11 protein-coding genes are annotated in these 11,983 nt (G+C 43.2%); 9 read left to right on the top strand and 2 right to left on the bottom strand.

Annotation, left to right across the window (positions count from 1 at the left end; all coding sequences use genetic code 11):
* Positions 1–78 precede the first annotated feature (78 nt).
* The 6 genes from AC1DOV_RS19850 to AC1DOV_RS19825 all read left to right on the top strand — a co-directional run bounded on the left by AC1DOV_RS19850 (position 79) and on the right by AC1DOV_RS19825 (position 8,229).
* Positions 79–1,923, top strand: a complete 1,845-nt coding sequence (locus AC1DOV_RS19850; RefSeq protein WP_477550833.1) for a right-handed parallel beta-helix repeat-containing protein — start codon at positions 79–81, stop codon at positions 1,921–1,923.
* A 1-nt stretch (position 1,924) separates the two neighbouring features.
* Positions 1,925–2,857, top strand: coding sequence for an ABC transporter permease (locus tag AC1DOV_RS19845; RefSeq protein ID WP_339208115.1), 933 nt, complete (start codon positions 1,925–1,927; stop codon positions 2,855–2,857).
* Between the two features lie 12 nt (positions 2,858–2,869).
* A complete protein-coding gene (locus tag AC1DOV_RS19840) occupies positions 2,870–3,748 on the top strand; it encodes a carbohydrate ABC transporter permease (RefSeq protein ID WP_430062424.1) in 879 nt (292 codons plus the stop codon).
* A 54-nt stretch (positions 3,749–3,802) separates the two neighbouring features.
* Complete coding sequence (locus tag AC1DOV_RS19835; RefSeq protein WP_477550832.1) at positions 3,803–5,398, top strand: extracellular solute-binding protein; 1,596 nt, start codon at positions 3,803–3,805, stop codon at positions 5,396–5,398.
* A gap of 120 nt (positions 5,399–5,518) precedes the next feature.
* Positions 5,519–6,472 (top strand): glycoside hydrolase family 43 protein, encoded by a 954-nt coding sequence (locus AC1DOV_RS19830; RefSeq protein WP_477550831.1) that lies wholly within the window; start codon positions 5,519–5,521, stop codon positions 6,470–6,472.
* 269 nt (positions 6,473–6,741) lie between these two features.
* Positions 6,742–8,229, top strand: a complete 1,488-nt coding sequence (locus AC1DOV_RS19825) for a glycoside hydrolase family 2 protein (RefSeq protein WP_477550830.1) — start codon at positions 6,742–6,744, stop codon at positions 8,227–8,229.
* Between the two features lie 190 nt (positions 8,230–8,419).
* Here the strand turns inward: AC1DOV_RS19825 and AC1DOV_RS19820 are convergent, their stop codons facing one another.
* Positions 8,420–8,557 (bottom strand): hypothetical protein, encoded by a 138-nt coding sequence (locus AC1DOV_RS19820; protein WP_441879651.1) that lies wholly within the window; start codon positions 8,555–8,557, stop codon positions 8,420–8,422.
* A 942-nt stretch (positions 8,558–9,499) separates the two neighbouring features.
* Between AC1DOV_RS19820 and AC1DOV_RS19815 the strand changes: the two genes are divergently transcribed.
* Entirely contained in the window at positions 9,500–10,411 is a 912-nt protein-coding gene (locus AC1DOV_RS19815; RefSeq protein ID WP_477550829.1) for a PIN domain-containing protein, read from the top strand.
* Positions 10,412–10,604: 193 nt separating this feature from the next.
* Here AC1DOV_RS19815 and AC1DOV_RS19810 read toward each other — a convergent pair whose 3' ends face one another.
* The gene (locus AC1DOV_RS19810; RefSeq protein ID WP_477550828.1) at positions 10,605–10,946 is read right to left on the bottom strand and encodes a hypothetical protein; all 342 of its coding nucleotides are present in this window, start codon (positions 10,944–10,946) and stop codon (positions 10,605–10,607) included.
* Between the two features lie 5 nt (positions 10,947–10,951).
* Here AC1DOV_RS19810 and AC1DOV_RS19805 point away from each other — a divergent pair, with 5 nt between their 5' ends.
* Both AC1DOV_RS19805 and AC1DOV_RS19800 read left to right on the top strand, forming a co-directional pair.
* The gene (locus AC1DOV_RS19805) at positions 10,952–11,107 is read left to right on the top strand and encodes a hypothetical protein (RefSeq protein WP_477550827.1); all 156 of its coding nucleotides are present in this window, start codon (positions 10,952–10,954) and stop codon (positions 11,105–11,107) included.
* 116 nt (positions 11,108–11,223) lie between these two features.
* Complete coding sequence (locus tag AC1DOV_RS19800) at positions 11,224–11,808, top strand: hypothetical protein (RefSeq protein WP_477550826.1); 585 nt, start codon at positions 11,224–11,226, stop codon at positions 11,806–11,808.
* Positions 11,809–11,983: the final 175 nt, after the last annotated feature.

Genomic DNA, 11,983 nt, shown 5'->3' with positions numbered 1-11,983 from the left:
TATTAAGGGAAGGCCGTCTATGGCACAATCAATATAGCAAGAGAGTTAACAGGGTGGATAGAGAGAGGAGGCAGGTGAGTGGAGCGCGTAAAGAATGATGATACAGCCGTGAGCATGTCTGAAATCTCAATCAGTGTTCCGGAATGGAGTGAATATAAGAGAGTTAGCGTCGCTGATTTCGGTGCTAGATCCGAGGAAGGGTATTGTAACGGTAGTGCCTTTCAGAATGCCATTGATTATTGCAAACGGGAACATTCGTCCGAGCTTGTCGTCCCTTCGGGAATATATCGATTTTATAATGGCAATCATCCTATATTCGAAGGGATGCACGATTTTCAGTTCGATGGTGGCGGCTCTGAATTCATCTTTTCTACGGTGGAAGTCTTCTTTACCATAAGGAATTGCATACGGACGATATTCAAAAATTTCACTGTCGATTGGGACTGGGAAAGCGGGCAATTGGCAAGCATCGGACTAGTAAGGGAAGTAGCCTCAGACAGCACTTATTTCGATCTTCACTTTCCGGAGTATTCGCAAGCGCCGAGCGATCTGAACATACGGACATTAAACGCGATGAACCCGCTGACGTTATCTGCAGGCTGCGAGTTAGGTCGTGAATTCCACAATACCCATTTCCGGAATATTAGTCGCCAGGATCTCAATACGTTCCGAATTGCACTGTCCAACCCCGAAGAATTTCGCTTTCTGAATCCAGGGCAAGCTTACATCGTACGTCATTACATTTATGACGCGAACGCTTTCGAACTTAAAAGCAATCAGCATTTGCAAATCGAGCATGTAACGATCTATTCTGCGCCAGGACATGCTTTCGTGGCGTCGGGAGATCAACACCATTGGGCGCTGCGACAATGCAGAATTGTGAAACGGCCAGGAACGACGCGTTGCATTTCCGTCACGGCAGATGGCTGCCATATCAGTAATTCGCTAGGTTACTTTATGATTGAAAACTGCGATTTCAGCTACAACGGCGACGATTGCCTGAACATTCACGATAATTCAGTTCAGGGTTTTAAGCGAATCGATGATCGGACCTTACGTTTAATTCGTGTGCTAGCATGGCGTAATCCCTTTGCAGTAGGGGACGAAGTTGAGTTTCGAAATGAAGATCTGTCGCCTGCCGAGATCACGGAGCGTATCGCAGACGTGGAATGGAACAAGGAGTATAACACCTGCACGCTTACCTTTGAAAAACCGATCCCAGCCGAGGTTTCAGAACGCGCGATACTTTTTAATCGAAGATATGATTCCAGCAACTATATCGTTCGCAATAATTTCTTTCACCATAACCGCGCAAGAGGGATATTGCTACATTCCAGCAACGGCTTGGTGGAGAACAATCATTTCTTTATGAATCAAGGGTCAGCGATTCAAATTGAGTGCGGTTCCGAGTCTCGCTGGTCGGAAGGATTTGGAGTAAGCAATCTGCGTATCCGCAATAATTTGATTGACAGCTGCGATGTGAATCACTGGAACATGGCCGTTATCTACATGGGTGTATATCTTGCCATGGGTAGAACGCAATATGCGGTCTTTGACCGAGTGTGGATCGAGAATAATACAATTATCAATTGTCCGCAGCAAGCGGTTTATGCTTCATCCTGCAGAAGGGTATATATCCGCAATAATGCCATTCTGAATTCCAATGCTATGAGGCTCAAATCGCATGCCGATGGAGATGAGAATGGCTTGCTCCACCCGGAATATTATCAGGGAAGTTTAATGGCAAGCCATTGTAAAGAGGTTTGGATCGAGAACAACAGAAGATTGTCCACGGTTGAAACAACAGAGGATCATATTTATATTGATGATGCGACTAGTACGAATGTGAATTTGCTTAATAACATCGGATTCAATAGAGACGACAGCCGGTTCAGGCTGCAGAAGAAGACGGGTGAGCTATAATATGGCGACAATTGGGGCGAAAGCCGTAGCGGGTAAGGATGTACGCAGAAGAATAGTCAAATATAAAATGCTGTATCTCATGCTGCTTCCTGCCGTTGCGTTTTTAATTATATTTAGTTACATCCCCATGTATGGTGCATCGATCGCATTTAAAGAATTTTGGATTACGAAAGGAATTTTAGGCAGTCCATGGGTAGGATTTAAGCACTTCGAACAAATTTTCGCGACCGATAAGTTTTGGCAGGTTTTTACCAACACGATTGAAATCAATTTAATGCGTCTCCTATTTGGATTTCCTGCTCCGATTATTCTGGCTATTCTTTTAAATGAAGTAAGGCACAGAATCTTCAAGCGATCGATTCAAACGATTATTTATTTGCCCCACTTCATCTCGTGGGTAACGATCTCGGGTATATTGTTCGCACTGCTGTCTAACGAGGGTTTGGTCAATAGCATTATTGTTCTGTTCGGCGGAGATCCTGTTAATTTCTTGACAAGCAACAGCATGTTCCGGCCACTATTGGTCATTTCAGGAATTTGGAAGGAAGTCGGATGGGGAACGATTATTTTTCTGGCGGCATTGTCCGGTGTCAATCCGGATCTGTATGAGGCATCCGTGATCGATGGTGCTAACCGCTGGAAACAGATTGTTCACATTACATTGCCAAGCTTGCTGCCGATCATATCGATTTTGTTAATATTGAATTTTGGCAGCATGATGAGCGGTGGTTTCGACCAAGTGTTTAATATGTACAACCCGATGGTCTATGAAAGCGGCGATGTTATCGATACCTACGTTTACCGGATCGGGCTGACGCAAGGACAGTATAGCATGGCAACCGCAATCGGGTTATTCTTAAACGTAATCAATTTTGTTCTTCTTATCGCGGTAAACAGCGCGGCTAAAAAAATGAACGGACATGGCATTTACTGAGGTGATTGAATAATGGTGCGATCTACGAGTGTTTCTGGGAAAATATTTGACATACTGAACATCATTTTTTTAGTTTTCATGGCTTGTATTATGCTTTACCCGTTCTGGCATGTACTTGTTGGATCCGTACTGCCGTATGAAGAAGCAGTCAAAACGAGATTTAATATCATTCCGCGAAGTATTTCTTTTGAAGCCTATGAATACGTTTTCTCGAAAAATACGATTCTTATGTCGGTTGTGGTTTCCGTATTCGTTACGGTTATTGGTACGCTATACCAGCTTTTGATTACATCTATTGCGGCATATCCGTTGACGAAACAAGATCTTCCGGGTAGAACCGCTATCTTTCTCTTTATCATATTCACGATGTTTTTTGGCGGGGGGCTAATTCCTTATTACTTGCTAATCAAGAGCCTTGGGATGGTAAATAGTTTGGCCGTTATGATCATTCCGGCAGCGTTAAGCACTTATAACTTGATTGTGCTCAAAACATTTTTTCAAAATATCCCAATTGATCTGGAGGAATCAGCAAAAATCGATGGGGCTGGTTATATGAGAGTGTTCTTCCAGATCATCATCCCCTTATCGTTTCCTGCTCTGGCAACTATCGCATTATTTATCGCGGTTGGTCAATGGAACAACTGGTACGTTCCGATGTTGTTTCTTAACGATAAGGAACTATGGCCGTTAGCGATGGTGTTAAGGGATGTTCTGATTAATAACAATATGGAATTGACCCGCAGCGGCAGCTTCGTAAGCAAGGATTTCATGCTGGGTGACACCATTAAGAATGCGATTGTAATGGTTTCTGTCATTCCCATCATCATTGTATATCCTTTCATTCAGAAGCACTTTGTTAAAGGGGTGATGATTGGATCAATCAAGAGTTGACAGTCAGATTACTAGAATGAATTAATTATTCATAAAAGGGGAGTAGTGAACAATATGTTGAACAGAAAGAAAGGTCTCATTTTATTGCTTGCAGTTGTGTTGTTATTTGTTGGGATTATTGCAGGATGTGGAAGCAATAATGAGAAAAACGATGCGGGTGAGTCTTCTTCAACTGCAAGCCCAAGTTCTAAACCAGTCGTTGAAAATACAAAGCCTGTTGAATTATCCGTATTTAGTTGGATGTTCGAGGGAGCTGACTCGCAGGATTCTCAAATCTATAAGTACTTGCAGGAAAAGCTCAACATCCGCTTGAAGCCGATTACAGCTTCGTGGAATGACTGGGAAGAGAAGCTGAACGTGATGATTGCCTCTGGGGAGATGCCCGATGTATTTGTTTCCTACGGCGTTGACCGTCCGGTTCAATATCGTCAGTGGATTAAAGAGAGCATGCTTCTTCCGCTTTCAGATTACTCAGAGCAGTATCCGAATATTAAAGCTTCGCTTGCCAACTTTGAACATTTAGCTAAAACGACCGACAACAAACATTATGCGCTCCCTATATTCAATGAATCCGGAAGCGGCAAGATGGCGGTGAGCGGTCACAATATTCTAATTCGTAAAGATTGGCTGGATAAGCTAAATCTAGAAGTACCAAAGACGATCGATGAGTTCTATGCGGTTGCTAAGGCATTTGCCGAGGGTGATCCAGACGGCAATAACAAGAAGGATACGTACGGTTATTCCTCCAGCGCTGGAGGGATTTGGTGGCAATATCCACTGTTCAACGCTTTCGACACGAGCACTGATAGGTGGGAGAAGAAAGATGGGCAATGGGCGCCGGAGGTGCTTTCCGATGAAACGAGAGACGGGCTTTCTTTTCTAAACCAGCTTTACAAGGAAAAAATTCTTGATCCTGAGTTTATGTTGAATACAGATGATCAGAAAATCGAGAAATTCATAACGGGCAAAGTCGGAATCATGATTCATAACGCAAATGCGACCTTCTATAATGATTTTTATGATAAGTTCAAGCAGGCATATCCCAATGCCGATCCGAAGTCGATTTTCACATGGGTAGGTACCTTGGTAGGGAAAACAGGCGCTCAGCGAATGGATGGCTTCAATAACTTCTGGGCGGAAACGTCTATTAATGCCAACATCTCGGATGAGAAAAAGAAAAAAGCGTTGGAGCTGCTAGACTACCTACTCTCAAGTGAAGGGCAGCAGCTAATGATGAACGGTATTGAAGGGGTCCACTACAGCAAAGACGGAGGTAAAATCACACCCCTCATGACGGATGAAGAAAAGGGCAAAGATAAAGCCTTTTCATTAAAAGCATTGGTTTCTTGGAATTCGGACTTCCTAGCCGACAGTACGCCTAATAAAGAGGACATTATAGCAATGGCAAAATCGACAGGCGACTTCGCCGTTCCGAATCCGTTAGCTTATTTAAACATTAATCCAGAGGAACTCGATCCGAGTATTCCAAGCCAGCTGAATGATTTGGTAAATGAAAAATTCGTAAAAATAATTGTGGAATCCAAGGACGTTCCTGCGGATTTCGCTTCTTTCAAGGAAGAGTGGTTGTCTAAAGGCGGTACGAAAGTGATTGAAGCAACGAATAAGCAAGCGCAAGCGGAAGGTCGCTAAATCCGCGAGAAAGCTCGTTTAGTGTAGGAAGAGACCTTGCTGGAGCCGAATTTATCAGCAAGGTCTCTTTAATTGGGCGTAAATTACATATTTGCAACGCTAAGAGTGGAGGTTGTTGGAATGATAAAGTATGAGGATTTTCAGCCGGGCGAATTGTGGCTGGATACGAATGGAAAGCCTATTCAGGCACATGGCGGCAGTATATTATTCGATAACGGTATGTATTACTGGTATGGAGAGAATAAAGACGGCCCGAACAGTTTAGGTCGGATCGGAATTCAGCGCGTAGACATCATTGGCATATCCTGCTACTCTTCAAGTGATTTATACAACTGGACATTCGAAGGCATCGTGTTGCCTGCGGTTTCCGATGATCCGAATCACGACCTTCATCCGTCTAAAGTAGCGGAACGTCCGAAGGTTCTGAAGAACGATCGGACTGGTCAATACGTCATGTGGCTTCATATTGATAGTGAGGACTATACGCTGGCTAAAACCGGCGTGGCCGTAAGTGAAAATCCAGCGGGACCATTTGAATACGTGGGAAGCAAGCGTCCTAACGACGTGGATAGCCGTGATATGACATTATTTAAAGACGACGATGGAACGGCGTATTTAATTCATTCGTCTGACTGGAACAAAACCCTGGTCATTTCGAGGTTAACGGATGATTATACAGATTTGAATGGCGAGTTTACGAAAGCGTTCATCGACCAGTCCCGGGAAGCGCCGGCGGTGTTTAAACATGCGGGGAAGTATTACTTGTTATCCTCGGGTTGTACGGGGTGGTATCCCAATGCGGCTCTCGTTGCCGAGTCGGATCGAATGATGGGACGGTGGGAGCTAAGGGATAATCCGTTAAGTGGACCAAATGCCCGGAAGACGTTTTATGCGCAGAGCACGTATGTGTTTCCTGTTCAGGGATTGGAGAACAGCTTTATTTTTATGGCTGACCGATGGCGGCCGGAAGAGCTAGCGGATTCAAGATATGTATGGCTTCCTATCACTTTTATGGAAGATGGGATAGAAATCAAGTGGGCGGATCGCTGGGATTTGAATACGTTTCGAAAATGAATATATGAATTAAGGCCGTTCCTCAGGTAGGAGCGGCCTTATGTTATTGAGCTGAATTAATCGTTCACAATCTCTCCACCATTAAAGTGAATCTGCTTTTTATTCTAATGATCCATGATAAGCATACTTAAATAGGCTTTATTTAAGAGGGATGGGCCTGTCAATTTCCTGAAGGCTCTCGGAAGCATGTCGTTCCCTCGTGTTGGAATAATGAATTAGGCACTTATGAGTAGATTGGCGCGGCGTGGTACCGTACTTATTTTGATAATGTGCAAGAAACGAATATTCGTCTGGTCTTCGAAGGTATTCTTCACCATGCGGATGTGTACGAGGATGGTCAGCATATAGGGTATCATTTTGGTGGGTTTACGCAATTTGCACTACTTCTGCCCCAGCTTGCTCAAGGGAAGCATGAGCTCGTTATTCGAGTGGATAATACGGTGGACTGGCAAACGCTGCCGACATACATTGCGGACTGGCATTCTTACGGGGGGATTATCCGCTCTGTCGAGCTGCAGGAGCTGCCTGATGTGTACATAAACTCGATGAAAATTGATTATCAATTGAAGGATGACTCAGCGGATATTCAACTGCAAATTGAGCTCCATTCACTTAGCAAGGGAGATTGTCAGGTTGAAGAGAGTGCCTTCACGGAGGGGCTTTCACTTTCTGCCTCTCATGTGCAGGTTGCTGCCGGTCAGGCTGTGAGTTTGACGCTTCAGGGGAGCCTTGAGAAGATTCGTAGATGGGATGTAGGTGAGCCTGCGCTTTATACATTTACCGTTCAAGCGGGGGAAGATGATCTCATAGACCGGACAGGGTTCCGCACGGTTGAGGTGCGGGGAAGCGATATTCTGTTAAATGGCAAAAAGCTATACCTCCAAGGCGTGAACCGGCATGAGGAGCATCCCGAGTGGGGATTTGCCTTCCCGCCGAAGCTGATGCTGAAGGATCTTGATATTTTGACCGACATGGGCTGCAATATCATACGCGGATCGCATTATCCGCAGTGCCAGTTCTGGATCGATTTGCTCGATGAGCACGGGATGCTGCTCTGGAGCGAGATTCCGATGTGGGGCTGTTTTATGAGTAGAGAAACACTGGCAAGCCCTATCTTCATAGAGCGTGGCATCAAGATGCTGGATGAAATGATCTCACGAGATTATCATCATCCGTCTATCATTTTCTGGGGAGCCCATAACGAAATTGATACGCGGACAGAAGAAGCGCTCGAGCTGACGAAAACTTTCGTAGACAAAATTCGCAGTATGGATAGCAGCAGACTCGTCACCTACGCGACTATGCATCCGGAGCAGGATATTGTGCTGTCCTATTTCGATGTAATCGGTATTAATAAATACTACGGCTGGTATGAAGGTAGCGTGGATGGATTCAGCAGCATGCTGGAAAACTACTACAGTCATACGGAGAAGCAAGGCGCAGGCGGTAAGCCTGTCATCATGAGCGAGTTCGGCGCTGCGGGGATATTCGGTGATGCAGGCTGGGAGCCGCGCTTGTTTAGCGAAGACTATCAGGCAGATGTCGTGACGCGTGCGTTGCAGATATTCCGCGACGACCCTCGCATCTCTGGCACGCTCATCTGGCACTTCGCCGACATTCGCGTCGATGTCCGAAGTGATCGGCCTTACTTCCGTGATCGCGCGCGGAGCTTTAATAACAAAGGATTGCTGAGCGAATATCGCAAGCCGAAATTGGCTTGTCGCTTGGTGAAGGAGATTTATCGGTCGGAGCGGTGAGGGGAAGGGAGCATTAGTGTAAAGGAGTAAGGGAGTAGGGACTCATCCTAGTGGGATGGGTCTCTTTTTTTTGTGCTTCGCCGCTTAACTCTCGTCTCTAACTTGGAGCAGTGTGAACCGATTACGCATCTGATATATAGAAGTTTAATAGAAACAAGGTGATCGGAATTGCTGGATTAAAAGCTGCTCGTCAACCCGACTTAGTGTTGATCACTTGTGCAAGAAACCCTCTTGTTCCCGGCTCTGCACGCCGAATTGCCTCAGTCCGTGTGATCGGCAGCGCTGTGCCCTGCAAAGCTACTTTGGTACCAAATGGATTGCTTATCACAGCATTGAACTGCCTGCTAGACGAATTCAAAATCGTTTATAAGAAAAAAACATCAAATATGAGCGGGTATTTGTTGTTGCAGCGTTTTCGGAATATTTAAGTGGGGAGGGGTGGTGGGAGTTGCTCCTTTTTTTATGACGAAGTGTATTATGAATTGCGACAGCCAGAAAACAATAGGTCCGCAAGCTTTGTTTGACAAGTTTTAAATTCCTTGTAAATGGACTTTCAGGTGAAGGATAGCTATCGCAGTTCGAAAATATCCATTAAAGAATGAACTTAACAAAATGCACAAAGTGTTAAATTGGAGAAATGCTTATCTAGGGCAGTACCAGCGTAGCTAATCTCTTGTATATGGACTGAGACAAGCAGAGCCACCTGCTATAACTAGGGCGGCTCTTTAATAATACTGTAAGAGAGCCTTTTATAAACTTCTAAATAGACCCTCACCCAGTGTCGAATGAATCGTATTCTCGGTCGGGGCGTCTTTTTTGTTTTTAGATCACTTTTGAAAAAACATAGGCACCCAATATTTAAATAGACAGCAAAGCGGACTACTCAAGCGCGCTTGGCAGTGCATCGACTAAGGAGTGAAAGTCTCCAAAATACCACGGGGTGGCGGAAGTGCACAGCTGACAGGCAGTGCGTAGTCCGTGAGATACGTGCGGAGGGGGTGAAGGCAAACTCCGGAACAGGCGGCTAAACCAAGTTGGCTGGCGAGACCGACAACCCTGCAAGTCCATTCATTCATAATTTCTTGAACTGGTTGTGTACCAACATGGTGTAGTACTAAGCTTTATTTATTTACAGAGTGCGAAATTCATTTGTTTTATTCTATCTTTTCCGCAAAGGCACTGGTGTTATGTGATCTAGACAAAAATATGAAATGGATGATAACCTAACAAAAGGAAATAATAGGCACATATACTTGGGGGTACTGAACTTTTGAAAACGTATATATTGGATAGACTCATTATCACTAAATTTAGAAGAGTTCTTACATTACAGAGTAATGAGAATGTAAGAATTGTTATACCGGATGTAATAGTAGAGGAAATAAAAGAGAGATCCCATGATGCTACTGACTGGCAGCGTTTAGTGAAATTGATTGATGCTGCGGAGGCGAAAAAGTCAATAATTATTTTACCAACTAAAATTAATAAACATATTGCTTCTGAAATTGATGGCAAGGGCTTTGATAAGGTAGACGCTGCATTAGCAACACTATTAAAAGAAGAAGCTCGTATGGACCCTAATACTATACTAGTTACGGAAGATGGAAAGTTAAGGTCTGTTTGTAGACGTCTCGGATTAAAAACAATGGGATTAGCGGAATTCAAACAAGAGATTAATAATACGAAAGTTTCCGAGGTTGATGTAGCTCTTCAGGCTGAGGAAAAGAAATTAACTAGTTTTGCCTGGTGGAAACTTATAGGTGGTATATTACTGAGTGTTTTGATTGTTTTTATAATATGTATACTACTATATTATCTTGAATGGATTGTACAAAACTGGGATTATCCTAAAACAATAATTGCTGGAACGGTAATTCTATCAATTTTGGTTTTTGCTTTTAGAGTTCATCTTCGATTAGGGTACGGTATCGCTGAGTTTTTGGCAGGTGTAGTAGTCTGCTGTTATATCTTGTACCCAGAATTTAATTTAAATTATTATTTCAACGGCAATACACCTAAAGGGTTATTGGCAATACCTTTTCTTGGTGCATTCTTTATAATGATTCGTGGTTTGGATAATATTACAACAGGCATTACCGAATCTGTGCTCTTCGATGGAACGTGGATTAAAAATATATGGATTAAAGTCTTTACAATAAAAAAAGAGGACAATAAAGGATAGAGTTTATATCAGTAGTAATTATGTAAAGGGGTAGTACCAGCGAAGCTGACACTAGGTGCAAAGTATAATAAACAGGAGTAGATCGCCGCGCGGCGCCTACTCCTGCTGAAGGCGGGGCGATAGCCCCGATGCGTGAATATGGTGTTATATAAGTAGTCGTGGCCTTCTTTGAGATGTTTTCAAATAAAGTTTGCTACTTTCCCCTCATTCGATCAATTTCCATTTCAATAGTCATGTCCATCTGCGATACAGCATCGTATGTGACTCTTTCAAATTGTTGAAATTCATTCGTAAGAGTAATATATTTGTTTAATGCCATAGTCGGATCCTTAACATGAATTATATCTAATGCCCGCTGTTCCCAGCGGTCAAGTGTTTTTGCAGTTATAGCAGGTTTCCAGTGTTCTAAATATTTCCTTTTTGTCATGTATCTATCTATTTCATCCCGGCTATTTAATTGATATGAACCGTCGGGTTGGTCTTTAAATAGTTCGTAATCATACTGCAAAGTATATATCACTTCATCGAAAGTCATTTCATTTGGCCGGTATGTATGATGCAGCAGCGGCGTTGAAGGATTTTAAAGCTGAAGATGACTCTGTTCGCGGCTGGGATGAAAAAATTGAGCGTGGCGATCTATACAGAAGATACCCGAGGGCACGTGAGGTTATTTGGCCCGAAGATTATGCAGAGTAATATACTACAAAGCTGACGGCGGATACCGCTGCCGTAGCCGGACGTTGCAGCCAGCGTAGCGATCGACGGAAACCGCCTCCGCCGTACGCGGACGTCGCAAGCTGCTAGGGGGGATTATGGTGAATATACTGGATGTGGATATTAGAATATTTACTGCTTTTTCTTTATTTATTTCTATTCTTGCTCTGTTCGTTACTATTTGGAATGTTCCGAGACAACGGAAAGCTAATCTAAAAAATGATGAAGAAAGATTTAGGAGGGATTTAAACCTTAAAACAGCAGAGGGTTTTATAGAAAAACTTTATGCTGCGAAGAATGCTTTACAAAAAACTCGTAGTCTTGAGACTACGCTAAATTTTATAACAAGAGGAATGTCTAAAACCGAAAACCTTACTGAAGCTTTGTGGGCGATTACTGAAGATAAAAACATGGATGACTTCATTGCTTATTTTGAGAGTAGACAAATTATTCTTGATGCTTATGCAACAACAGTAAATGAGCTACAGCAGGGATGGAGAAATGTCGATCAAGCTTTATGGAATTTTAAAAATTTTTGGGTACCTGGAAAAACCGATCTAGAATTAATGATCGAATTGAAAAAAATTAATATGACCGCCGAGCCTTTAATTGAGAAGTGCAGATTATTACAGGTCAAAATTAAAAACGATTTCTTAGGGAAGATATACGATAAAACAATTTAAAGAATACTAAGGCTGCCAGCACTGATATGCTCCCCAAATAGTAGACAGGTGAAATAATAAAAAACCTGTTGCTATGAGGGGAGCATTTTCATGTCTAAAGTTAAATATTCCGCATCAGAGAAACTTACCATAATCGGAGAGATCGAAAGTGGTGAACTTGGCTCTATTCTATGGC

This window comes from Paenibacillus sp. 01T47 (assembly GCF_056398245.1).
The sequence above is the reverse complement of the archived record's forward strand: the minus strand, read 5'-3'. Positions and strand labels throughout refer to the sequence as shown.

Bases quoted from the DNA above. Each gene is read 5' to 3' on its own strand.
- AC1DOV_RS19845 (WP_339208115.1), top strand. From the start codon at position 1,925: ATGGCGACAATTGGGGCGAAAGCCGTAGCGGGTAAGGATGTACGCAGA.
- AC1DOV_RS19840 (WP_430062424.1), top strand. From the start codon at position 2,870: ATGGTGCGATCTACGAGTGTTTCTGGGAAAATATTTGACATACTGAAC.
- AC1DOV_RS19835 (WP_477550832.1), top strand. From the start codon at position 3,803: ATGTTGAACAGAAAGAAAGGTCTCATTTTATTGCTTGCAGTTGTGTTG.
- AC1DOV_RS19800 (WP_477550826.1), top strand. From the start codon at position 11,224: ATGGTGAATATACTGGATGTGGATATTAGAATATTTACTGCTTTTTCT.
- AC1DOV_RS19830 (WP_477550831.1), top strand. From the start codon at position 5,519: ATGATAAAGTATGAGGATTTTCAGCCGGGCGAATTGTGGCTGGATACG.
- AC1DOV_RS19810 (WP_477550828.1), bottom strand. From the start codon at position 10,946: ATGACTTTCGATGAAGTGATATATACTTTGCAGTATGATTACGAACTA.